22 protein-coding genes are annotated in these 23,383 nt (G+C 71.4%); 10 read left to right on the top strand and 12 right to left on the bottom strand.

The features are described from left to right. Window positions 1-32: 32 nt before the first annotated feature. Entirely contained in the window at window positions 33-1,364 is a 1,332-nt protein-coding gene (locus OHA98_RS30340) for a multidrug effflux MFS transporter (protein ID WP_266930187.1), read from the top strand. A 167-nt stretch (window positions 1,365-1,531) separates the two neighbouring features. Here OHA98_RS30340 and OHA98_RS30335 read toward each other — a convergent pair whose 3' ends face one another. After that, entirely contained in the window at window positions 1,532-2,851 is a 1,320-nt protein-coding gene (locus OHA98_RS30335) for a hypothetical protein (protein WP_266930185.1), read from the bottom strand. A 152-nt stretch (window positions 2,852-3,003) separates the two neighbouring features. On the opposite strand from OHA98_RS30335, the gene OHA98_RS30330 reads away from it, so the two are divergent. Then, window positions 3,004-3,993 carry a small ribosomal subunit Rsm22 family protein gene (locus OHA98_RS30330; RefSeq protein ID WP_266930184.1) on the top strand — a complete coding sequence of 330 codons (990 nt, stop codon included), beginning with the start codon at window positions 3,004-3,006 and terminating at the stop codon, window positions 3,991-3,993. Between the two features lie 76 nt (window positions 3,994-4,069). Here the strand turns inward: OHA98_RS30330 and ddaH are convergent, their stop codons facing one another. Next, the gene (gene ddaH / locus OHA98_RS30325) at window positions 4,070-4,930 is read right to left on the bottom strand and encodes a dimethylargininase (protein WP_353962259.1); all 861 of its coding nucleotides are present in this window, start codon (window positions 4,928-4,930) and stop codon (window positions 4,070-4,072) included. Window positions 4,931-5,090: 160 nt separating this feature from the next. On the opposite strand from ddaH, the gene OHA98_RS30320 reads away from it, so the two are divergent. Beyond that, entirely contained in the window at window positions 5,091-5,804 is a 714-nt protein-coding gene (locus OHA98_RS30320) for a TetR/AcrR family transcriptional regulator (RefSeq protein ID WP_266930180.1), read from the top strand. A 140-nt stretch (window positions 5,805-5,944) separates the two neighbouring features. Continuing rightward, complete coding sequence (locus OHA98_RS30315; RefSeq protein WP_266930178.1) at window positions 5,945-6,691, top strand: bifunctional DNA primase/polymerase; 747 nt, start codon at window positions 5,945-5,947, stop codon at window positions 6,689-6,691. A gap of 103 nt (window positions 6,692-6,794) precedes the next feature. Here the strand turns inward: OHA98_RS30315 and OHA98_RS30310 are convergent, their stop codons facing one another. The 7 genes from OHA98_RS30310 to OHA98_RS30280 all read right to left on the bottom strand — a co-directional run bounded on the left by OHA98_RS30310 (window position 6,795) and on the right by OHA98_RS30280 (window position 14,357). Then, window positions 6,795-7,778: a hypothetical protein gene (locus tag OHA98_RS30310; protein WP_266930984.1), complete on the bottom strand. Its 984-nt coding sequence runs from the start codon at window positions 7,776-7,778 to the stop codon at window positions 6,795-6,797. Then, window positions 7,666-8,634, bottom strand: coding sequence for an iron uptake transporter permease EfeU (gene efeU, locus OHA98_RS30305; RefSeq protein WP_266930176.1), 969 nt, complete (start codon window positions 8,632-8,634; stop codon window positions 7,666-7,668). Before efeU ends, OHA98_RS30310 begins: the two co-directional genes overlap by 113 nt. 33 nt (window positions 8,635-8,667) lie before the next feature. Continuing rightward, on the bottom strand, window positions 8,668-9,933 hold the full coding sequence (efeB, locus tag OHA98_RS30300) for an iron uptake transporter deferrochelatase/peroxidase subunit (RefSeq protein WP_266930175.1): 1,266 nt from the start codon (window positions 9,931-9,933) through the stop codon (window positions 8,668-8,670). A gap of 25 nt (window positions 9,934-9,958) precedes the next feature. Beyond that, complete coding sequence (efeO, locus tag OHA98_RS30295) at window positions 9,959-11,095, bottom strand: iron uptake system protein EfeO (RefSeq protein ID WP_266930173.1); 1,137 nt, start codon at window positions 11,093-11,095, stop codon at window positions 9,959-9,961. Window positions 11,096-11,284: 189 nt separating this feature from the next. Beyond that, a complete protein-coding gene (locus tag OHA98_RS30290) occupies window positions 11,285-12,124 on the bottom strand; it encodes a heme ABC transporter ATP-binding protein (protein ID WP_266930171.1) in 840 nt (279 codons plus the stop codon). Further along, window positions 12,121-13,269, bottom strand: coding sequence for an iron ABC transporter permease (locus OHA98_RS30285; RefSeq protein WP_266930169.1), 1,149 nt, complete (start codon window positions 13,267-13,269; stop codon window positions 12,121-12,123). The genes OHA98_RS30290 and OHA98_RS30285 overlap by 4 nt, the downstream gene beginning before the upstream one ends. Then, window positions 13,266-14,357, bottom strand: a complete 1,092-nt coding sequence (locus OHA98_RS30280; protein WP_266930167.1) for a hemin ABC transporter substrate-binding protein — start codon at window positions 14,355-14,357, stop codon at window positions 13,266-13,268. The genes OHA98_RS30285 and OHA98_RS30280 overlap by 4 nt, the downstream gene beginning before the upstream one ends. Window positions 14,358-14,501: 144 nt before the next feature. Between OHA98_RS30280 and OHA98_RS30275 the strand changes: the two genes are divergently transcribed. The 3 genes from OHA98_RS30275 to OHA98_RS30265 all read left to right on the top strand — a co-directional run bounded on the left by OHA98_RS30275 (window position 14,502) and on the right by OHA98_RS30265 (window position 18,558). Then, window positions 14,502-15,914, top strand: coding sequence for an HtaA domain-containing protein (locus OHA98_RS30275; protein WP_266930165.1), 1,413 nt, complete (start codon window positions 14,502-14,504; stop codon window positions 15,912-15,914). A gap of 258 nt (window positions 15,915-16,172) precedes the next feature. Then, the gene (locus OHA98_RS30270) at window positions 16,173-17,741 is read left to right on the top strand and encodes an HtaA domain-containing protein (protein WP_266930163.1); all 1,569 of its coding nucleotides are present in this window, start codon (window positions 16,173-16,175) and stop codon (window positions 17,739-17,741) included. Window positions 17,742-17,886: 145 nt separating this feature from the next. Beyond that, entirely contained in the window at window positions 17,887-18,558 is a 672-nt protein-coding gene (locus OHA98_RS30265; RefSeq protein ID WP_266930161.1) for a PhzF family phenazine biosynthesis protein, read from the top strand. A 112-nt stretch (window positions 18,559-18,670) separates the two neighbouring features. On the opposite strand, the gene OHA98_RS30260 is transcribed toward OHA98_RS30265, so the two are convergent. Then, entirely contained in the window at window positions 18,671-19,336 is a 666-nt protein-coding gene (locus tag OHA98_RS30260) for a heme oxygenase (biliverdin-producing) (protein WP_266930159.1), read from the bottom strand. A 187-nt stretch (window positions 19,337-19,523) separates the two neighbouring features. Beyond that, window positions 19,524-20,381 (bottom strand): type I methionyl aminopeptidase, encoded by an 858-nt coding sequence (gene map, locus OHA98_RS30255; RefSeq protein WP_266930158.1) that lies wholly within the window; start codon window positions 20,379-20,381, stop codon window positions 19,524-19,526. Window positions 20,382-20,439: 58 nt separating this feature from the next. Here map and OHA98_RS30250 point away from each other — a divergent pair, with 58 nt between their 5' ends. Continuing rightward, the gene (locus OHA98_RS30250; protein WP_266930156.1) at window positions 20,440-20,712 is read left to right on the top strand and encodes a hypothetical protein; all 273 of its coding nucleotides are present in this window, start codon (window positions 20,440-20,442) and stop codon (window positions 20,710-20,712) included. A 29-nt stretch (window positions 20,713-20,741) separates the two neighbouring features. Here OHA98_RS30250 and OHA98_RS30245 read toward each other — a convergent pair whose 3' ends face one another. Then, complete coding sequence (locus OHA98_RS30245) at window positions 20,742-22,013, bottom strand: MFS transporter (protein ID WP_266930983.1); 1,272 nt, start codon at window positions 22,011-22,013, stop codon at window positions 20,742-20,744. A gap of 271 nt (window positions 22,014-22,284) precedes the next feature. Between OHA98_RS30245 and npdG the strand changes: the two genes are divergently transcribed. Then, on the top strand, window positions 22,285-22,995 hold the full coding sequence (gene npdG, locus OHA98_RS30240) for an NADPH-dependent F420 reductase (protein WP_266930154.1): 711 nt from the start codon (window positions 22,285-22,287) through the stop codon (window positions 22,993-22,995). A 192-nt stretch (window positions 22,996-23,187) separates the two neighbouring features. Further along, window positions 23,188-23,370: a hypothetical protein gene (locus tag OHA98_RS30235; RefSeq protein ID WP_266930152.1), complete on the top strand. Its 183-nt coding sequence runs from the start codon at window positions 23,188-23,190 to the stop codon at window positions 23,368-23,370. Window positions 23,371-23,383: the final 13 nt, after the last annotated feature.

Raw genomic sequence — 23,383 nt, 5'->3', positions numbered from 1 at the left:
ATAGATGCGGATTCAACGATGCGGAGAAGAGAATGCCGGACAGCGGCGGAAGCCGGGCCCAGCAAGAGCACATACCCACGACCGGAACGGGAACCGCGAGCGGCGGCGCACCCCTTCCCCACCCACCGGCCCCGGGGGCCGCGGCCGCCCGGCGCACCGGGCTGCTGGTCACCATGGTCCTCGGCGGGCTCACCGCGCTGCCGCCCCTGTCCATGGACATGTACCTCCCGGCCCTGCCCGAGGTCACCGACTCCCTGCACGCCCCCGCCGCGACCGTCCAGCTCACGCTGACCGCGTGTCTGGCCGGCATGGCGCTCGGCCAGCTCGTCGTCGGACCGATGAGCGACCGCTGGGGGCGCCGCAGGCCGCTGCTCCTCGGCATGGTCGTCTACGTCCTCGCCACCGCGATCTGCGCCCTGGCCCCCACCGCGGAACTCCTCATCGGCTTCCGCCTCCTCCAGGGCCTGGCGGGCGCGGCCGGCATCGTGATCGCCAGGGCCGTGGTGCGTGATCTCTACGACGGTGTGGAGATGGCCCGGTTCTTCTCCACCCTGATGCTGATCTCCGGGGTCGCCCCGATCATCGCCCCGCTGATCGGCGGGCAGGTCCTGCGGATCACCGACTGGCGCGGCATCTTCGTCGTCCTCACCGTCGTCGGCATCCTGCTCACCCTCGTCGTCTGGAAGTGGCTGCACGAGACGCTGCCGCCCGCTCAGCGCCACACCGGCGGGGTCGGCGACGCCCTGCGCACCATGCGGGGGCTGCTCGCCGACCGGGTCTTCACGGGCTACATGGTCGCGGGGGGTCTCGCCTTCGCGGTTCTCTTCGCCTACATCTCGGCCTCCCCCTTCGTCGTGCAGGAGATCTACGGGGCCTCCCCGCAGACGTTCAGCCTGCTCTTCGGGCTCAACTCGATCGGCCTGATCGTCGTCGGCCAGATCAACGGCAAGGTGCTGGTCGGCCGGATCAGCCTGGACAAGGTCCTCGGCTTCGGCCTCTCCGTCATCGTGCTGTCCGCCGTCGCGCTGCTCCTCATGACGACCGGGGTCTTCGGCGAGGTGGGGCTCGTGCCGATCGCGGCCGGGCTCTTCGTGCTGATGTCCGCGATGGGCCTCGCCATGCCCAACACCAACGCCCAGGCCCTGATGCGTACCAAGCACGCGGCGGGCTCCGCCTCCGCGCTGCTCGGCACGTCCTCGTTCCTGATCGGCGCCATCGCCTCGCCGCTGGTCGGCATCGCGGGCGAGAAGACGGCCGTGCCGATGGCGGTCGTACAGGTGGTGTGCGCCCTGGCGGCCGTGGCCTGCTTCCTCGGCCTGTGCAGGCCGTGGCAGCGGCAGGGACGCGAGGCGGGCGGCCTCTGAGGGCCGCGGGGAGTCCGAAAGGCCGGAACCCGGCCGGGGGAACGCCTTCCCCCGGCCGGGTTCCGGCCTTTCCCGCTGCTTCGGACCTCTCCTCACGGGCCGCCCGGGTGCCTGTCCGCGTCGGCTGCCCGGGACCGTCGGCCGCCCGCGTTCGCCGGCCGCCCGGGTCAGTCGCCGCGCGGGTAGCCGATCAGGTGGATGCGCTCCTGCCGGTCGGTCCAGCGGAACACTCCGACCCCGGTCATCTCGACCACGGGCAGCCGCGCGTTGCGCGACAGCTGGTCGGTCGTCCAGCTCGCGAAGTCCATGGAGACCGGCAGACCGCCCCCGGCCAGCGCGTCGGACGCGTCGCGTGCGTTGGCCGCCCCGTAGGCGATGCCGTCGTCCGTCACCGTGGCGAGGGTCAGATGGCTCGAACCGTCCTCGTCCTCGAAGCAGAACCCCTTCTTCGCCTCCAGGTCGAACGCGAGGTTCCCGGCGATCAGATAGCTGCCCGAGGGGGACAGGACCGCCTGCGGATAGCGGCCGGGCTTTATGGCGGGCTTGTGGCACTCCACCGAGACCAGCGGCTTCCCGGTCAGCGAGTCGTGCACCGTCCACAGCTCGTGCGTGGCCGCCTGCTTCGCCTTCTTGTCGAGCGTCCACTTCGCCAGCACCTGTCCCGGCGTCACGGACGTCGGAACCCCGCTGAGCTTGTCGACGCCCTTGGGCGCGACGTTCCGGCTGAACCAGCCGCCGCGTACCCAGAACTCCCGTACGCCGCTGACCAGCAGCCCCTGCGCGGTCTGGCCCCGCACCTCCGTGAGCTGCTTGCAGGTCTTGCAGCCCTTCGGATACTTCAGCTCGTCGGCCTTGACCTTCGTCACCGTGGCGGTGATCGGGTCGACCACCGCGCTGTTGGCCTTGCCGTCGCTGATCACGATGTCCGGGCCGGTGGCCGTGACATCCGGGGCGCCGGACCACGGCACCTCGATGCGCTGTCGCCTGCCGTCCGTCACGTCGTACACATCGAGGGAGACGAAGGTCTCGGAGGGCGAGAGCCCGTCGCCCACCTTCCCGTAGGACCACGTGGCGAAGAACTGCCGGTCGTTCTTGGTGACGGTCAGCAGATTCGGGTAGTGCAGGGGGTCCGGCGGCCGCCAGGCCTGGCCGCTCCACCCCAGCTCACCGGTGGCCGTGTCGACGGTGCGCAGCCGGTAGCGGTTCTCGGCGGACCTCTCCAGGTAGGCGAGCCGTCCCGTCGCGTAGGAGACCGTGACGTCGGGCGAGGAACCGATGATCTCCCAGCCGCGGGCGGTCGTGTAGTCGGGCGGAGCGGTGAGCCGGGTCACGGGACCCGCGCTCGGCAGGACCGATCTCTTCGGCTTGGCACCGCCCTTGTCCGTGTCCTGGTCGCTCTTGCCGCCGCCGCAGGTCGCCAGCAGGAGCAGCAGGGCAAAAAAGAACACCCCACCGACCAGGGCCAGCCGCACAATCCGTTGTCTCATGGCTCTCCCGATGGACAATCCTGATCTCGCGCGGGTCAGCGTAGCAACAGGCTCAGGAGGATGAGGAGTTCGGCCGGGTCGCTGTTGTGTACCGGTTCCGTGCAGGCGAAGCGGAATACGGCCGGGCCGCCACAACCGCCTACAATTCGGCGGTGAACGTCACCCTTCCCACCGCGGAATCCCTGCGCGCGGCCCTGGCCGGGCTGCTCGACGGGCTGCCCCCCAAGCAGGCCGCGCTGGCCGTCGACCGGCTGATCGCCAGCTACCGCGGCACCACGCCCACCGACGCCCCGATCCTGCGCGACCGGTCGGACGTCGCCGCGTACGCCGCGTACCGGATGCCCGCCACGTACGAAGCGGTACGTTCCGCCCTCGCCGCCCTCCGCGCCGCGGCGCCGCAGTGGTCGCCCGCCACCCACACCGACGTCGGCGGCGGCACGGGCGCGGCGAGCTGGGCGGTCGCCGGGGCCTGGGAGGGGCCGGAGACCACCGTCCTGGACTGGGCCGAGCCCGCACTGGCGCTGGGCCGCGAACTGGCCGGGGCCTCGGGCATCCCGTCGCTGCGCGGCGCCCGCTGGGAGAAGGCCAGGATCGGCGCGGAGCTGGAGCTGGCCCCCACGGACCTGGTGACCGTCTCCTACGTACTCAAGGAGCTCACCGAGCGGGCCAGGACCGGACTCGTCGACGCGGCGGCCGCCGCCGCGCGGGCCGTGGTGATCGTGGAACCCGGCACACCCGACGGCTACGCCCGGATCATCGAGGCCCGCGACCGGCTGATCGCCGCCGGGCTGACCGTCGCGGCACCCTGCCCGCACAGTGCCGCCTGCCCCATCGAACCGGGCACGGACTGGTGCCACTTCTCGGCCCGGGTCAGCCGGTCCTCGCTGCACCGGCAGGTGAAGGGCGGCTCGCTGAGCCACGAGGACGAGAAGTTCAGCTACGTCGTCGCCACCCGCTTCCCCGTGGAGCCGGTCGCCGCACGGGTCACCCGCAGGCCGCAGATCCGCAAGGGGCAGGTGCTGCTGGAGCTGTGCACCCGCGACGAGGGGCTGACCCGCTCCACGGTCACCAAGCGGCACGGCGAGCTCTACCGGGCGGCCAGGGGCATCGCCTGGGGCGACGCCTGGCCGCCGGCTCCCTGAGCGGCCGCCCGCCCCGGGGCGTGTGCCGAAAGTAGCCCCGCCCTTCGGGCGGACGGCGCCACTTTCGGCACACGCCCTAGTGCCGCAGCTCCTGTGTGCAGCACTTCACGCTGCCACCGCCCTTGAGCAGCTCGCCCAGGTCCATCGGCACCGGTTCGAAGCCCCGGTCCCGCAGTGGGTCGAACAGCCCCGTGGCGGCCTGCGGCAGCAGTACGTGGCGCCCGTCGCTGACCGCGTTCAGTCCGAGCGCCGCCGCGTCCGCCTCGCGGGCGATCAGGGCGTCGGGGAAGAGCCGGGCCAGCACGGAGCGGCTGCCGGGGGAGAAGGCGTCCGGGTAGTACATGATCTCGTCGCCCGCCTCGTCCAGCACACACAGGGCCGTATCCAGGTGGTAGTAGCGCGGGTCCACCAGATCGAGGCCGATGACGGGCCGCCCGAAGAACTCCTGGGCCTCGTCGTGCGAGAGCGGGCTGGACCGGAAGCCGCGGCCGGCCAGGAGGTAGGAGTCGGTGACCGCGAAGTCCCCCTCGCCCTCGTTGACGTGGGCCGGTTCATGGATCTCGGTGAAGCCGTGGGCCCGGAACCAGTCGCGGTGGGCCTCGGCCTCCGCGAACCGCTCCCGGTAGGCGAAGAGAGCGCCGAGCACCCGCCCGTCGATCACGGTGGCGCCGTTGGCGGCGAAGACCATGTCGGGCAGGTCGGGGCGCGGGGCGAGCAGGTCGACGGTGTGGCCGAGCGCGCGGTAGCGGTCGCGCAGGTCCTCCCACTGGGTCTGCGCCAGCGGCAGGTCGACCGGTTTCGAGGGGTCCATCCACGGGTTGATGGAGTAGGTGACCCTGAAGTGGGAAGGCGCGCACATCAGGTAGCGACGAGGGGTGGCGTCACGGTTCAACTGGGGCTCCTCACGAACGGCGGCCGGGCCGCGGAACGGTGGGATACGCACGGTCTGCGCGTGAGCCCATGGTGCGCTGTGAACCGCCTGATCCGCAGTGATCCGATCGGGTGGTTCACGCGGGGTGCGCGAACTGATCGGCGTGTGGTGTTTCCGTAGTCAACAAGACGAAACGTATCGACTCGGTGGGCGCTAGATTGGGTGGATGTCACCCAACAGGAATCCCGACTCCAGCCGCCGCAGCGACCGCTCCCGCCGGGCCATCTACGACGCCGCTCTCGCGCTCGTCGGGGAGACCGGCTACGCGAAGACGACGATCGAGGGTATCGCCGCCCGTGCCGGGGTGGGCAAGCAGACCATCTACCGATGGTGGCCCTCGAAGGCGGCCGTTCTCCTGGAGGCCTTCCTCGACCTCCAGGAGCGGGCCTCGGAGCAGTCGGCCGGGCAGTCGGCGGGTGAGGCGGCTGAGGCGGGCGCGGCGGGCGTGGTGGACGTGGCCGCGGAGGAGGGTGTGGCAGCAGGGGCGGGCGACGCCGCCGTGGCGGCGTACGGGATTCCGGACACCGGTGACCTGGCCGCCGACCTCAAGGCCGTCCTGCGGGCCACCGTCGACGAGCTGAACGACCCGGTGACCGGGGCGCCCACCCGGGCGCTCGCCGCCGAGAGCATCGTCGACCCGGTGCTGGGTGCCGAATTCGTCGAGAAACTGCTCGAACCGCAGCTCGGGCTGTATGTCACACGGCTGCGGGCCGCGCAGGCGGCGGGCCAGGTGCGCGCCGATGTCGATCCCCGGGTCGCGCTGGAGCTGCTGATCGCCCCGTTGACCCACCGCTGGCTGCTCAGGACCCTTCCGCTCACCCACGCCTACGCCGACGCGATCGTCGATCATGCGCTGCGGGGCCTGTCCGCCGACGCATGATCCATATCCGGTATGCGGTGACATCGGGCGTGATGGTGCTCACTCGGTGCGGTGGTCCCGGCCCCCCGCTGGCGAACTCTGGCCACCTGAGGCGCAGGATGGTGGGAGCATGGAGGAGCAACGCTGAGGTGAGGGGATAGATGGGCGCCGATTCCGGCCGCTATCGCGGCACAGAGAGCAGGATCTCCCAGTGGCTGCGGCGACGACCCAAACCGCAGCAGGCCGAGGACGACGAAGCGGCCCGGCTGGCCCTGCTCCTCGCCGTCGCCGAGGCGGGCATGCCGATCTCGCCCGCCGCCCATCCGGCCGGATACCGGTGTTCGTGCGATCGCATCGGCTGTCCCACGCCCGCCCGGCACCCCCTCTCCTTCGCCTGGCAGACGCAGTCGACCACCGACCGCGCACAGATCGAGCGCTGGGCCCGCAGCCAGCCGCTGGCCAACTTCATCACCGCGACCGGCATGATCCACGACGTCCTGGACGTCCCGCTGACCGCCGGCCGGCAAGCTCTGGAACGTCTCCTCGCCGCGGGCATCGACGTCGGCCCCGTCGCCCAGTCCGGTGAGGACCGGATGCTCTTCTTCACCGCCACCCGCGGTACGCCGGAGGACGAGGACGAGTGGTGGCCCTGCGAGCTGGACTGCCACCCCGAGACGATGGACGAGCACCCCGGACTGCGCTGGCACTGCCGGGGCAGCTACGTACTCCTGCCGCCCGCCCGGCTTCCCGGTGAGCTGGACGTGCACTGGGTACGGGGCCCGGAGAACGAGCTGCCCGATCCGCTGACCCTGCTGGAGACGCTGACCGACGCCTGCGCGAGCTATGCCGACAGCGCCGAGCAGAGCGACCTCGACCACGATGCGGTGGCCTGGCCATTGAGCCGTTGAGCCGTTGAGTCAGTGAGCGGTTGAGCCGTTGAGCCGTGGCAGGGCCGCCCGACCGTCGGGCGGCCCTGCCGGGTCCGTGATCGGGGCCGGTGCTTCCGGCCGGTTACGAGCCCTGTGCCGACGTCAGCCCCGGCAGCCTGTTGAGCACCCGCACCTTGCCGCCGGACTCACCGCCGCCGCGCCGGGGGATGTACACCAACTGGCTGGAGACCCGCTCCTTGGTGAGACTGCTCCTGACCTCACCGGTCAGCAGCGCCTCCACGTCCGAGTTGACCTCCGGCCGCAGCCCCTTCGCCGCCGTCTGCCGCTCGAAGTGCTTGCTGCTGAAGAAGACCAGCGCCCCGCCGTCCTTCGTCGACAGGCCGAGCGGCGCGAACGTTCCGCTGTCCAGGGCCCGGTCGACGTACTGGTACGAGAATCCCGCCCGCCGGGTGGTCCTGCGTGACTCCCGCCAGCCCGAGGTCGTCGACCCGGGGGCGAAGACATCCGGCTTCCCGTCCTGCAGATAGCCGGTGTACGTGGTGCTCAAGTCCTTCGGGGCGACGGCCAGTTCGCTGCCCCCGGAGTCGGCGGGCAGTGCCAGGCCGTCCGCGTCCAGCCGGAACTCCGGGACCTGGGAGGGGGCGACGACCGCCAGATAGGACGCCTTCCACAGCGCGTCGGGGGCCGTCTTCACGAACACCACCAGCCAGCGGGTGTCCAGCTTCCCGCCGTCCCGGTCACGGTTGGAGTCGGTGTCCGCGAGGAACCAGCGCGGCCAGCCGGCCTTCTTCGGGATCGTGTACGCGGCATCCGTCAGCTCCAGCGGCGAGTGATTCGCGTTGCCGTCCGGATTGTTCTTCTGCCGCGCCTTCAGGCCCGCCTGGTTGATCGCGCCGAGCGAACCGGTCACCCGGTCCGCGTCCAGCGCCGGATCGTACGCCTTGTCCGCCTTGTTGTAGGCGTCCGTGAAGTCCTTGAGCGCCTGCGCGGCCTCAGACTTCGTCGCCCCCGGCAGCACTTCCAGCTCGCCGTGCACCGTCACGCAGCCGCTCGCGCCCACGCTCAGCACCGTCGCTGTCGCGAGCCCCGTCGCCAGTCGACCCAGCCTTCTCATCCGTTGCCTTCTGCGCCTTCTGATCCGTCGCCCGCACTGACCGTCCGAACCCTACCGGGGCGAGGAACAGCGCGAGGGTGGGGATCAGATACAGCGCCCACACCGTGACCTGAAGCACGGTCGGATCGGGCTGGAAGTTGAACACGCCCTTCAGCAGCGTTCCGTACCAGCTGTCCGGCGGGATCGTGGCGCTGATGTCGAACGCCTTGTTCCGCAGCCCGCCCAGGAAACGGGCCTCCTGGAGGTCGTGCACCCCGTACGCGAGCACACCCGCCGCCACCACGACCAGCATTCCGCCCGTCCAGGTGAAGAACTTCGCCAGGTTGATCCTCAGCGCCCCGCGGTAGAAGAGCCAGCCCAGCACGACGGCCGTGGCGATCCCCAGCAGAACCCCGATCAGCGGCTCGGAGGACCCCTCGCCGCTGGCCCGCACCGACGCCCACACGAACAGGGCGGTCTCCAGGCCCTCACGGCCCACCGCGAGGAACGCGGTGGCGACCAGAGCGCCGGTGCCCATGGCGAGCGCCGCGTCCAGCTTGCCGTGCAGCTCCTTCTTCAGATGCCGCGCGGTGCGCCGCATCCAGAACACCATCCAGGTCACCAGACCCACGGCGATGATCGACAGGGAGCCGCCGAGCAGTTCCTGCGCCTCGAACGTCATCTCCTGGGAGCCGAACTCCAGCGCGGCACCGAAGGCCAGCGAGATCGCCACGGCGATCGCGATGCCTCCCCACACCGGACGCAGGGCGTCCCTGCGCTCCGTCTTCACCAGATAGGCGACGAGGATGCACACGACGAGGCTGGCTTCGAGACCCTCGCGCAGGCCGATCAGATAGTTGCCGAACATGCCGGTCCTTCCGCTGTGTCAGTCACACGCCGGTCAGGCGAAGAGCGCCCGGCCCCACCAGTCGTCCTTGTCACGGACGCCCGGCGGGACGGCGAAGACCGCCGAACCCACGTGCTGGATGTACTCGTTGAGCGCGTCGTGCGCCGCGAGGCTGCGCTGCACCGGTACGAAGCCCGTGCGGACATCGCGCTGGTAGGCGAGGAAGAACAGCCCCGCGTCCAGCCGGCCCAGACCGTCCGTACCGTCGGTGAAGGAGTAGCCGCGGCGCAGGATCGTCGCCCCGTCGTTCGTGTCCGGGTGGGCCAGGCGCACATGAGCGGTCGGCAGCATCGCCTTCAGGAACGGCTCGTCACGTTCCCCGGACCTGCCGACCGGGGCGCCCTCGCCCTTGTCCCGGCCGAAGATGTCCTCCTGCTCCTGGAGCGGGGCCCGGTCCCAGGTCTCGATGTGCATCCGGATGCGCCGGGCGACGAGATACGAACCGCCCGTCATCCACCCGGCGTCGTCCTTCCCGCCGACCCATACGTGCCGGTCCAGCGCGGCGGAGTCGGTGCCCGAGATGTTCCGGGTGCCGTCCTTGAACCCCATCATGTTGCGCGGGGTCTGCGCGTCCGGCGTCGTCGAGGACGTCTTGCCGAAGCCCAGCTGGGACCAGCGGATCGCGGTACGGCCCATGCCGATCCTGGCCAGGTTGCGGATGGCGTGCACCGCGACCTGCGGGTCGTCCGCGCACGCCTGGACGCACAGGTCGCCGCCGCTGCGGGCGGCGTCCAGGTTGTCGCCCGGGAACTTCGGCAGATCGATGAGCGCCTCGGGCCGTTTGCCGTCGAGGCCGAACCGGTCCCCGGCGAACAGCGAGGGCCCGAAGCCGATGGTCAGCGTCAGCCGGGACGGCTTGAGACCCAGTGCCTCGCCCGTGTCGTCGGGCGGGGCCTCGGCGAGCCCGCCGTACGCCCCGTCGCCGACCGTCCGCCCGGCCGTCATCCGCTCCGCGGCCCGGGTCCACTCCTTGAGCAGCGCGGTCAGTTCGGCCGGGTCCTTCGTCGTCACGTCGAACGCGGCGAAGTGCAGCCTGTCCTGTACGGCGGTGGCGATACCGGCCTGGTGCGCCCCGTGGAACGGCACCGCGGCCCCGCTCTCCGCGGCGGGCTCGCCGCTCCCGTCGGAGCGGACCGCGGCGACCGCGCCGCCCGCCGCGACGGCGCCGACCGCCAGCCCCGCCCCGCCCCAGCCCAGCAGGGCCCGACGGGACGGGCCGGAGCCCTGCTTCTCGGGGATGTCCCGGATGTTCTCTGCCATGGCTGAAGCCTCCTCGGACCCGCGGTTACTTCGTCACCGCGGCGGCCAGCCTGGACAGCGGCTCGGCGAGCGCGTTGACCGCGTCCGAGAGCTCCTTGCGGTCCGCCTTGCCGACCTTGTCGTACGAGGTGAACTCGTAGGACGCCTTGTCCTCGCGGTACTTGTCCAGCAGCGTGTTCAGCGCCGCGAACTGCTTGTCCAGGGAGGCGGTCAGCGCCGCGTCGTTCTTGACGGCGATCGGCTTCAGCAGTTCGTACGACTTCTGCGCGCCCTCGACGTTCGCCTTGAAGTCGACGAGGTCGGTGTGGCTGTAGCGCTCCTCCTCACCGGTGACCTTGCCGGTCGCGACCTCGTCGAGGAGTTCCTTGGCACCGTTGGCCATCGAGGTCGGGGTGATCTCGGCCTTGCCGACGCGGTTCTGCCAGTCGACGAGGTCCTTGTGGAGGACGGGGGCCAGCGCCTTCTCCTCGGCACCCAGCTTCTTGTCCTGCCACAGCGCCTTCTCCAGGCGGTGCCAGCCGGTCCACTTCTGGCCGTCCTCCAGGCCGTCCTCGCGCACATCGACCTTGGGGTCGATGTCGCCGAACGACTCGGCGACCGGCTCGGTGCGCTCCCAGCCGATACGGGAGTCGGCGTACGCCTTCTTCGCGGCCTCGATGTCACCCGCGGCCACCGCGTCCGTGAAGACCTTGACCTTGGGCAGCGTCTCGTCGGCCTGCGCCTGCACATAGGTGCGGTACCCGGCGACGGCCTTGTCCATCTCCGGGCTGCGCTTGGCCACCGTGCCACCGGTGACCTCGATCTTCTGCCGGATGCCGTCGCCCTTCATGCCGGGCTTGCAGGCGATCTCGTACGAACCGGCCTTCACCTCGGCGGTGATCTTCGCCTTGGTGCCGGGGCCGATGTTCTCCCGCTCGGTCACGATGCGGTCGTCCGGGAACAGTACGTAGACCTCGGTGACCTTGGACCCCTTGTTCTCCACGGCCAGTTCGACATGACCGGCGGGGAGCTCCGTCTTCGAGACCTCGCAGGAGTCGTCCTTGGCGACGACCACGACGGCGCCGTCCGCCTTGCCGTCGCTCTTGTCGGCGCAGCCCGTGACGGCGGTCAGTGCTGCCACCGTGGCGGCAGCGGTGACGACGGAGGAACGAACGGCTCGCATGCGGGCTCCACAGAGGATGGAAGGAAGGGGGTGAAGGGCCGGACAAAGGCGGGTGAGGCGGACCTAACTTAACTGACCCTTACCTGGCCGACACACCCCCGTGCAGTGATTCAACTCTCACCCCTCGCCAGGGGGAACGGACTGGTCACGGCTGACCCATGAACGACCCAGCCGGGGGTCAAGCGGCGGTCAAGAAGCCCGTTCCGGTACGACGAGAGGCGCCCCGGACCGCGGGTGCGGGAACACCTCCACCGGCTGCCGGTAGACCTCGCCGAGCAGTTCGCCCGTGAAGACGGCGGCCGGTGGGCCCTCCACCGCGATCCGTCCCCCGTGCAGCACCGCGGCCCGGTCGGCGTACGCCGCGGCGAGCCCCAGGTCGTGCAGCACCACCACGACGGCGTCCCCGGCGGCGGCCCGCTCGCGGCAGATCCGCAGCACCAGTTCCTGATGGCGCAGATCGAGCGCGGCGGTCGGCTCGTCGAGCAGCAGCAGCGGGGCGCGCTGGGCCAGCACCCGGGCGAGTGCGACCCGGGCCCGCTCACCGCCCGACAGGGCGGAGAACGGGCGGGCGGCGAACTCCGTGACCTCGGTGGCCGCCATCGCCGCGGCCACCGCGGGGTCGTCCTCGTCCTCCCGGCCGGTGCCCGCCCAGGGCGCCCGCCCCATCCGTACGACGTCCTCGACCAGGAACGGGAAGGACAGCGCGGCGGACTGCGGCAGCACCGAGCGGCGCAGGGCCAGTTCGGGCGCCGACCACTCGGTGGCCGGGCGGCCGTCGATACGGACCTCACCGCTCCCGGCGGGCAGATCGGCGGCCAGGGCCGCCAGCAGGGTCGACTTGCCCGCGCCGTTCGGCCCGACGAGCGCCACCACCTCGCCGGCGCGGGCGGTCAGATCGATGGAGTCGAGCACCTGCCGCTGCCCCAGCCGGACGGACAGCCCGACCGCCTCGGCGACGGCCGAACCGGCGGGGACGGGGGCGGGCAGCCGGCGGCCGCGTACCGTGAACGGATTCCTCGGCATCCTCATGCCCAACCACCTTGCTTGCGACGGGTCCTGCGCAGCAGCCAGAAGAAGAACGGGCTGCCGAAGAGCGCGGTCAGCACACCGAGCGGCAGTTCGGCGGGGGCGGCCACGGTCCGGGCGGCGAGATCGCCCGCCACCAGCACCAGCGCACCGCCCAGCGCGCTGCCGGGGACGAGGAAGCGGTGCCCGGGTCCGTTCGCCATCCGCAGCAGATGCGGGACGAGCAGGCCGACGAAGGAGATGATCCCGGCGACGGCCACCGCGGCGGCGGTCAGCAGCGCCACCACGAGGACCAGGATGATCCGCAGCCGCTCCACGTCGACGCCCAGGTGCCTGGCGGGGCGCTCGCCGAGCGCGAGCAGATCCAGCTTGCGGGCGTAGAACGGCGCGACGGCCAGGCCGATCACCGCACACGGCAGCACCGCGAGCACCTTGGGCCAGGTGGCCTGGGCCAGTGAACCGAGCTGCCAGAAGGTGATCTGACTGATCTGCGCGTTGTCCGCGAAGAAGATGAACAGTCCGATCAGCGCGCCCGCGAAGGCGTTCACCGCGATCCCGGTGAGGATCAGCGTCACGACCTCGGTCCGGCCGCCGGAGCGCGACAGCGCGTACACCAGCAGCACCGTCGCGAGTCCGGCGACGAACGCGCAGACGGTGATGGTCCAGTTGCCGAAGAAGCTGAGGCCCAGCGCGATCGAGGCGACCGCGCCGACCGCCGCGCCCGCGGAGATCCCGATGACCCCGGGCTCGGCGAGCGGGTTGCCGAACACGCCCTGCATCAGCGCGCCCGCGCAGCCGAGGGACGCGCCGACGAGCAGCGCGAGGACGACCCGGGGCAGCCGCACGTTCCACAGGACGCTCTCGCCGACCCGGTCCAGCGCGTGGCCGCCCAGTCCCAGCCGGTGCTGGACGGAGGCGAGGACGTCGTCGAGCGGGATGCTGTACGCGCCGAGCCCGGCGGAGAGCAGACAGCCGGCGAGCAGGGCGAGCGAAAGGACGAGGGTGAGGGTGGCCGCGTTGCCGCGCCCGGTCCTTGCGTTGCCCTTCGCCGGAGCCGGAGCCGGAGCCGGAGCCGGAGCCGGAGCCGGAGCCGGAGCGGTCGCGGGCTTCGGCGCTGCTCCGGCCCGTTCCCCGTACGAGGTGGTCACTTGCCCGATCCGCCCTTCGGGTAGAGCTGCCCGACGAGATCGGCGAGTACCTGGTCGGTGCGGGGCCCGTAGTTCAGCAGGACGCCGTCGTCGATCGACACGACCCGGCGGTCCATCCCGGCCGGGGTCTCCGCGATGCCCGGGATCTTCACCAGGCCGTCGATGCCGTCGACCGACTCCAGCCCCTTGCTCATCACCAGGATCGCGTCGGGCGCGGCCTTGGCCAGTGCCTCGCTGGTGATGGCCGTGAAGTCCTTCTTCAGCCCGGAGGCCTTCCCGGCGTCGACGGCGCCCGCGGCCTCCAGCAGCGAACTCGCCCCCGACTCACGGCCGCCGAGCAGATAGACCGAGGCCGATCCGCGCAGATAGAGGAAGGCGACCCGGGGCTTCCTGCCGTCCTCGTGGGCCGGTACGGACTTCTGTACGGCGTCGATACGGGACTGGGTGCGTTCCTTCAGCTCGGTGCCGGAGTCCGGTACGCCCAGGGCGGCGGCCACCGTGTCGATGCGGCGGCCGACGTCGGCGAGTTCCTTGGCCGGGTCGACGACCAACAGCGGGATACCGGCGTCACGGATCTGCTCGATCGCCTCGCCGGGGCCCGTCGTGGTGTCCGCGAGGACGACGGTGGGCTTCAGCGAGAGCACGCTCTCGGCCGAGACGTCATGGGCGCGGGTCACCACGGGCAGCTTCTCGGCCTGTTCGAAGGTCGCGGTGATGTCACGTGCCACCACCTGCTCGCCGAACCCGAGCGTGAAGACGATCTCGCTCAGGGAGCCGGTGAGCGGAACGATCCGGTCGGTGGAGCCGATGGTGACGCGGGCGCCGTCCGCCGAGCGCACCGTCACCGGCAACCGGGGCTCGGGGGAGGCGGCCAGCGGCTCGACCCGGTCGACGGTGGTGGCCGGGGTGCCCGTCGTGCCGGACCCGGCGGCGGGGTCCGCCGTACCCCCGCAGCCGGTCAGGACCAGGGCGAGGGTCACGGCGGCGGCCAGGGCTGCGCCCATCCTGCCGGGAGCGGCCCGGCGCACGGGAGCAGGTCCGCCGGGGCCCTGCCCTCCCGTGGGGGCGTAGTCCTGCGAGAAGCGCACTGGGCACCGTCCTGTCGTTCCGCTGCGTGTGGTTGATGGCTCTTCATGATGTTTCGCGAACTGTCCGGAACAGGGGGTTCCGGGACAGGCTGAACATAGCTTAGGTTAGCCTTACCTGACTCGCTAGACCTCGGAGGGGTCCTCATGCTGCCGTCCAGATCTGCCCGCGCGCTCGCCGTCGCGCTTCTCGCGGTGCTGCTGGGAGCCCTGCTCCCGGCCACCGCCGCGCAAGCGGCGAGCCGCACGGTGCAGGGCGGCCGACTGGACTGGGGCATCAAGTCCTCCTTCCAGAGTTATGTCACCGGGCCGATCGCGGGCGGCAGTTGGAGCCTGACCGGCGGCGCCGCGACGGTCGGCGGCAGCCAGTTCCGCTTCCACTCCGCCACCGGGTCCTACGACCCGTCGAGCGGCGCCTTCAGCTCCGGCTTCTCGGGCGGGGTGCGCTTCACCGGCCACAAGAAGGCCGGCGGCTACGAGCTCGACCTCGCCATCAGCAGGCCCACCGTCAGGATCAGCGGGGGCGGCGGCACCGTCTACGCCGACATGGTCAGCAAGGAACGGGGGAGCGGCCGGGTGACCTCGTCCGCACAGGTGCCGCTCGCCACACTCGGGCTCTCCGGGATCGACATGAAGGGCGGTACCACCCCGATCGCCCTCAACAACGTCCCCGCGACCCTGACTTCCCAGGGTGCCAAGGCGTTCGCCGGTTACTACACGGCGGGCACCCCGCTCGACCCGATCAGCCTCTCCGTCGACACGACCGGCCCGGCCGCGAAGCCGGACGCCGCGAAGAAGTCCTCGGGCTCGCCCTCCCGGGAGAAGGCCGCGGACGGGAAGAAGGCGAAGGCGGGCCGCTTCGAGGACGCCGCCGTCGACTGGGGAGTGCGCCGCACCTTCCGTGAGTACGTCACCGGAGCCATCGGCCAGGGGAAGTGGACCCTGGCGGACGGCGCCCAGGACGGTGGGGCCCTGTTCCGCTTCCCGCAGGGCAAGGGCACCTACGACGCGAAGAAGCAGTCCCTGGACGCCGCCTTCACGGGCAGCGTCCGCTTCACCGGAGCCCATGACCTCGACCTGACATTCGCCGGGGTGGCCGTCGAGGTGGCCTCGGGCAAGGGCACGCTCTCGGCGGACGTGACGAGCGGGGGAAGCACCCGCGAGGGCGTGCCCCTCATCACCTTCACCGCGAAGGACTTCGCACCCGAGGACGGGCTCGCCGTCCTCACCGAGTCCCCGGCGACCCTCACGGCGGACGGCGCCAAGGCCTTCGGCGGGATGTACAAGGCGGGCACCGCGATGGACCCGGTGTCGCTCGCCGTCACCGTCGACGAGAAGGCTCAGCTGCCCGCGCTGCCCGACCTCGGCAGCGAGGCGAAGCCCTCCCAGGAGCCCACGAAGAAGGCCGCGGCCGGGTCCGACGCCGAGCCGGTGGCAGCCGCCTCGGACTCGGGCACCGGCACCGGTACGTATCTCGCCATCGGGGGCGGCGCGGTGCTGCTCGCGGCGGCCGGTGCGGTGTACGCCGTCGGCCGCCACCGGTCCGGCCGGACGTCGTAGCCCTCCCGGTCCCCGCGACCCGGCGACCCGCCCCGGCCACCTTCCCCGGCCGCCCTCCCCGGCCGCCCTCCCCAGTTCCTTCCGGTCCCCACAGCTCTCCCCGTCCCGTAGCCGCGAAGTCGGCAGCTCCGTAGGGCCCGCATGGCCTCGCGGCCCCGCAGGCCACCCCCGTCCCCCCTGCTCCACCCCTGTTTCACCCCCGCTCCCCCCTCTCTCTCCCCCCTTCATCTCCCCTTCCTGACCTAGGAGACCCACGTCATGGCAGCCACCCGCCGCCCCATAGCCCTCGCCGCCGCCGTCGCCACGGCCGCCGCACTGGGCGCGACCTTCGCCCTCCCGGCGCTCGCCGCCGACAGCGGCCCGGCCAAGGACGGCACCTCGGCCGCCGCCCCCACGATGGAACTGAAGGACGGCACGCTGGACTGGGGCTTCAAGGAGTCCTTCCGCAAGTACCTCGCCTCCCCGTTCTCGGGCGGCAGGATCACGGTCACGGACGGTGCGAAGCAGGCCGCGGGCAACGGTGTGTTCACCTTTGTCAACGGCAAGGGCACGTACGACATGACCACCCACGGCACCGACACGGCCTTCGAGGGCGGGGTCAACTTCTATGCCCACAAGGGCGTCCTGGACATCACGCTCTCGGATGTGAAGCTCTCCACGGCCGGCAAGGGCGGCGCGATCACCGCCGATGTGAAGACCCCCGAGGGCACCAAGAACGACGTGGCGGTCGCCGCCCTGGACCTCTCGGCCGTCCGGCCGGGCCAGGGCGCGGGTGGCGCGATGGTCTTCAAGGACATCCCGGCCACGCTGACGAAGGCCGGCTCCGAGGCGTTCAACGGCCAGTACAAGGAGGGCGACGCCCTCGACCCGGCCACGCTCACGGTGAAGGCGGTCACCGGGCCTCCGACCGAGAAGCCCACCGAGAAGCCCACGGAGAAGCCGACCGAGAAGCCGACCGAGAAGCCGACCGAGAAGCCGACGGAGAAGCCCACCGCGCCGTCGACCGGGGAGCCGACCGGGAAGCCCACTCAGAAGCCCACCCAGCCCGCCGCCGACCCGGGCGCGGTGCTCGGCGGAACGCTGGACTGGGGCGTCAAGAAGTCCTTCCGCTCGTATGTCACGGGCCCGATCGCGCACGGCAGGATCGAGACGAGCGGCGGCGCCACCGCCTCCGGCGACGGCTACCGCTTCGGCGACGCCACCGGCCGCTTCGACGCCGACAAGAAGACGCTCAACGCCGAATTCGACGGCAAGGTCCGCTTCCTGGGCCACAAGGAGGGCGACGCCTACACGCTCGACCTCTCGCTCACCAACCTGGAGATCCAGGCGAACGGCACCTCCGGCAAGCTGATCGCCGATGTCTCCACCAAGGACCGGGAGACCAAGAAGGTCACCGAGTACACCGGTCTGGCGATCGCCGACCTGAAGATCCCCGCCGGTGCCCTCACCGCCAAGGACGGCGTCGTGAACCTCTCGGGCGTCCCGGCGACGCTCTCCGCCGACGGCACCAAGGCCTTCGGCGGCATGTACGGCAAGGGCGAGCAGCTCGACGCACTGACCGTCGCCGTCGCCCTCGACAAGAACGCGCAGCTCCCGGGCGGCAGCGGTGGCACGGGCAGCGCCGGCGGCGCGGGCTCGTCCGGCACCGGCGGTTCCGTGGGTGGCGGCACGGTCGGCGGCGGAACCGGTGGCACGGTGGGCGGCGCCGGTGCGCTGGCCTCCACCGGCTCCGACATCCCGACCGGCGCCCTGTTCGCCGCCTCGGGCGTCGTCGTGGCGGCCGGTGCGGGGGTGTTGATCGCGGCACGCCGCCGCCGTACGGTCTGATCCCTCCGGCGGGCCCGTCCGCAGGGCGGCCCGTCCGTCCGATCCGTCAATAACTCGTCAGAGACCCGTCAGGGCCGTACCGGCCGTACGCCGCCGGTACGGCCCTGCGGCGTCGCGGGCGTCCGCGCGGTGCTTGAATGCGCACGTGAGCGACTTCGACGTACCCGATGGCATCGACGTACTACGGGTGTTCTGCGGCCCGGACGGCCGGCACGGCAATGCGCTCGGCGTCGTACGGGACGGAGGCCGCCATCCCGACGAGGCGTCCCGGCAGGAGCTGGCCCGGCGACTGGGCTTCAGCGAGACCGTGTTCGTCGATGACCCCGAGCGCGGCCGGGTCGACATCTACACCCCCGGACTGCGGCTGCCGTTCGCCGGGCACCCGCTGGTCGGCACGGCCTGGCTGCTCGACCTGGAGATCCTGGAACTGCCGGTCGGAGACGTGTTCGCCCGGCAGGACGGCGAGTTCACCTGGATCAGCGCCCGCCCCGAATGGGTGCCGCCGCGCACGCTGGAGCGCTACGGCTCGGCCGCCGAGGTCGAGGCGCTGACGGAGCCGCCGCCGGGGGAGGGCTGGGTCTACGTATGGGCCTGGGAGGACGAGGCGGCGGGCCGGGTCCGGGCGCGGGCGTTCCCGCGCCGCGGCGACGGGATCGTGGAGGACGAGGCGACCGGCGCGGCGGCGCTGCTGCTCAGCGCGCGGCTCGGCCGGGCCCTGAACATCAGACAAGGACGCGGCTCCCAGATCCTCACGGCACCCGCGCCGGACGGCACGGTGGAGATCGGGGGCCGCGTCCTGCTGGCCGTCCGTGGCTGAACCACGGCTCTGTACTTGTCCGTACTGCTCGACTGCTCTGCTGCTGGACTGCTCTGCTTCTCTGTGTACCGCGTGAATTCCCCGTGTACGGCGTGGACTTCTCCGGCCGGTACTACGCGCTGAGCGGGAAGGCCTCGCCCAGCTCCCGGAACACCGCGGTGTTGAGCGCGAAGGCGCGCTTGCACTCGTCGATGACACGCTGCTTCTCCAGGTCGTCCGCGTTCACCGCGTCCAGCAGCTCGCGGTATCCCCGCTTGAACGCGGCCGGGTTGGAGATCTGCTCGAAGACGTAGAAGCGCACGCCGTCGCCCTTGCGCTCGAAGCCCCAGGTCTTCTCCGCCGTGTCCCGGATGATCTGGCCGCCGGAGAGGTCGCCGAGGTAGCGGGTGTAGTGGTGCGCGATGTAGCCGGCGGGCCAGTCGCGGGCGCACTCGGTGACCCGGTCGGCGTAGGCGGCGGTGGCCGGCAGCGGCTCCAGGCCGGTGCGCCAGCCGGGGCCGGCGAGGTGCGCCAGATCGCGTTCCAGCTCGGAGCCGCGCAGCAGCTCGGTCTGTATGAAGGGGCCGGCGACCGGGTCGCCGCGGAGCTCCTCCGCACCCTCCTCCAGTGCGCGGTACACGAACCACAGCTGCTCGGTGTAGCGCGTGTACGCGTCCACTCCGAGCCGCCCGCCGAGCAGATCGCCCATGAAGGTCGAGGTCTCCGCCTCGACGTGCTGCTCGTGCGACGCGGTGCGGATGAGCGTCGAGAAGGGGGTGGCGGTGGCGGTTGCGTCCAAGGCGGGCCTCCGGGGACCGAGGGGACGGGAAGTCCGAGGGAAGACGGAAATACCGGCAGCAACCGCCGCATATGGGTGCGGCGGCGCGTGCCGATATGCCGATCTTCCTACTTAGGCTTACCTAAGTCAACTGGTTCCCGACTGTCTGTCGGTAAAAAACCCTGCCCCCGATGGGCGGCCCGGCATGTTACGGAAGGGTGAGAATGTCCGCTCCGGTCTCCGTCACGACCAGCGTGTGCTCGAACTGCGCGGTCCGCTTGCGGTCCTTGGTCACCACGGTCCAGCCGTCGTCCCACATGTCGTACTCATGGGTGCCCAGCGTCAGCATCGGCTCGATCGTGAACGTCATGCCGGGCTGCATGACGGTGGTCGCGTGCGGACTGTCGTAGTGCGGGACGATCAGACCGGAGTGGAACGAGGAATTGATCCCGTGCCCGGTGAAGTCCCGCACCACCCCGTACCCGAACCGCTTCGCGTACGACTCGATGACCCGCCCGATCACATTGATCTGACGCCCGGGGCGCACCGCCTTGATCGCCCGGTTCAGTGACTCCCGGGTGCGCTCCACGAGCAGCCGGGACTCCTCGTCCACATCGCCGCAGAGATAGGTGGCGTTGTTGTCGCCGTGCACCCCGTTGATGTACGCGGTGACATCGAGGTTCACGATGTCTCCGTCCCGCAGCACCGTGGAGTCCGGGATGCCGTGGCAGATGACCTCGTTCAGCGAGGAACAGAGAGACTTCGGGAAGCCGCGGTATCCGAGCGTGGACGGGTACGCTCCATGGTCGATCATGAACTCATGGGCGACACGGTCGAGTTCGTCCGTGGTCACCCCCGGGGCGATGTGCTTGGCGGCCTCCTCCATCGCCTGCGCGGCGATGCGTCCCGCGATCCGCATCCGCTCCACGGTGTCGGCGTCCTGGACCTCCGGGCCGGTGTACGGCGTCGGAGCCGGCTTTCCCACGTATTCGGGGCGCCGGATGTTTCCGGGTACGGAACGGACGGGAGTGAGCTCCCCTGGTACAAGCAGCGACTGGCCAGACATGCCAGCGAGTCTAACCAGCGACCTTGGGGCAGCATGGCACAGAGGAAAGGAGCCGCTGATGGCCCTGTTCAAGAAGCGCACCGTCGGCAAACCGGGCGAGTGGTACTACTGCCTGGTGCACAAGAAGGTCGAGGAAGGCCCGGAGTGCCCGGCGAAGGACCGGTTCGGCCCCTACACCTCCCCCGAGGAGGCGCAGCGCGCGATGGACACCGCGCAGGAGCGGAACCTGGAGTGGGAGACCGACCCCAAGTGGCACGACCGGACCGGGGGCGACTCCGCGGACGGCGCGGAGCTCGGCCCGGAGGACGGCTCCGCGGGCCCGCCGAAGTAGCCCTTCCGGGCATCCGGCGGGCGGCGGTGTCAGGACGCCACGTCCGCCGCCCGCTTCCGCAGCGCGTCCTCGTCCGTATCGGAGTCGTACCGGATCAGCTTCGGCAGCGCCGCCGTCAGCAGCGCGACCGAGGCGACGCAGGCCACCCCGCCCGTCCAGATCGCCGACCGTGTCCCGGTCCACCCCGCCATGGCCCCGGCCCGGACCTGGCCGAGCTGCGGCCCGACGCTGTACGAGAGCACCTCGATGCCCGCGAGCCGCCCCCGCAGCTCCTCCGGAACGGTCTGGTTCCAGATGGTCGAGCGGCCCAGCCCGCTCAGCATGTCGCCCGCGCCCGCCACTCCCAGACAGACGAGCACCAGCCAGACATTGCTGAACCAGCCCGCCGCCGCGATGGCCAGCCCCCACGCCGCGGCGCCGAACACCACGAACAGCCCGTGCCTGCGCACCCGTGAGGTCCAGCCGCTGGTCAGCCCCAGCACCAGTGAGCCGACCGACCCCGCCGCGTACATCAGGCCCAGCGACCACTCCGCGTCCAGCTCGTCCGCCAGGAACGGGAAGATCGTGTTCGGGAAGGCGAACAGCATCGCCGCGAGGTCGATCGCGTACGTCCCCAGCAGCACCGGACGGCTCCAGGCGTAGCGCGCGCCCTCCGCGATCCCGCGCAGCGACGGCTTCCCGGCGTCGCGGGCGGGCGGCGCGGCGGCCAGACGCAGACAGAGCAGGACGGAGACGGTGAACGTGACCACCGTGACCGCGTACGCCGTCGCGTGCCCGGCGTAGGCCACCACCAGGCCGGCCAGCGCGGGGCCGGCGATCGCGCCGACCTGCCAGCGCAGCGAGTTCAGCGCCGCCGCGGCGGTCTGCTGGTGGTGCGGCACGATCCGGGCCATCAGGGAGTCCAGCGCGGGCCGCTGGAGCCCGGCGAGCGCGGAGACCCCGCCGGCCACCACGTACAGCGGCCAGAGCAGCGGGTCCGGCAGCAGGGCGTTCACCAGCAGGACGGCGGCGAGCACCCCGAGCCCCGCCTCGGTGAGCAGGATCACCTTCCGCCGGTCCACGGCATCGGCGAGCGCCCCGCCGTACAGACCGAAGACGACCAGCGGGACCAGTTCCACCGCGCCCATCGCCCCGACCGCGAGCGGTGACCCGGTCAGCTCCTTGATCTGGAGCGGCAGCGCGATCAGCGCCATGAAGCTGCCGAAGTACGTGATCAGCCCCTGGATCCACAACAGCCGGAAATCGGCGGAGGAACGCCAGGGCGAGAGGTCGGGCAGCAGCGCCAGGAGCCGGGAGGGGATCGGGGCGGGGCGGGCGCGGGGGCCGGGGGAGTCCGTCGCGTCCGGGGAGTCCGGCACCCCCGGGGCTGCCGAGGCGGCCGGAACGTCCGGAACACCCGGGTCGGCCGGAACACCCGGGTCGGCCGGGTCGGCCGGAGGATCCGGAGCGTCCGGTTCGGCAGGGGGAGTGGCTGAGGTCACGAGGTGCCATGCTCGGCGCCCTGCATGCCCTCTGCAACCGGTTTTACCGGCGGGCCGGGGGCGGCTCCGTCGGCCCAGTAGGGTCGCCCCCATGACTACCCAAGACAGTGGCAGCGCCCCCAAGCCCCCCGCCAAGGACCCCTGGGACCTGCCCGACGTTTCCGCACTCACCGTCGGTGTGCTCGGCGGGACCGGCCCCCAGGGCCGGGGCCTCGCCTACCGCCTCGCGCGTGCGGGGCAGCGGGTGACCATCGGTTCGCGGGACGCCGGGCGGGCCGCCGAGGCCGCGGCCGAGCTGGGATTCGGTATCGAGGGAGCGGACAACGCCGACTGCGCGCGCCGCAGCGACATCGTGATCGTCGCGGTGCCGTGGGACGGCCACGCCAAGACCCTGGAAGCGCTGCGCGAGGAGCTCACGGGCAAACTCGTGATCGACTGCGTCAATCCGCTCGGCTTCGACAAGAAGGGCGCCTATGCGCTGAAGCCGGAGGAGGGCAGCGCCGCCGAGCAGGCCGCGGCCCTGTTGCCGGACTCCCGGGTCACGGCCGCCTTCCACCACCTCTCGGCCGTCCTGCTCCAGGACGTGACGATCGAGGAGATCGACACCGATGTGCTGGTCCTGGGCGAGGCCCGCGCCGACACCGACATCGTGCAGGCGCTCGCGGGCCGTATCCCCGGGATGCGCGGCGTCTTCGCGGGCCGGCTGCGCAACGCCCACCAGGTCGAGTCGCTGGTGGCCAACCTGATCTCGGTGAACCGCCGCTACAAGGTGCACGCCGGACTGCGCGCCACCGACGTCTGAGCCGGACCGTACGGACCTCCGAGCCGGGCGGTAAGGACGTCCGAGCCGGACGGTGCCGATGTCCTGGCCGGACCGTACGGACCTCCGAGCCGGGCGGTAAGGAGGTCCGAGCCGGACCGGATCCGGGGCGGAGCGGGGCATGAGGGACACTGGACGGGACCGCGCACCATCCCCGGACAGGAGCCACCCCCCATGCCCCGCCTCGCTCTCTACGCGTTCGTCGTCTGCGTCCTCGCCGTCGTCGCAGCAGTGGTCTCCTTCGTCCAGGGCGGCGTCTGGATCGGGGTCCTCTGGGTGCTGGTGGCCGGGCTCTCGTCGAACATGACGTGGTTCTACGTACGCAAGCACCGGATGGCGGCGGACGCGGCCCGCTGACCGCTCGGACGAC

Source organism: Streptomyces sp. NBC_00654 (assembly GCF_026341775.1).
Classification (GTDB): domain Bacteria; phylum Actinomycetota; class Actinomycetes; order Streptomycetales; family Streptomycetaceae; genus Streptomyces.
This window is presented reverse-complemented; position numbering and strand designations above follow the sequence as displayed.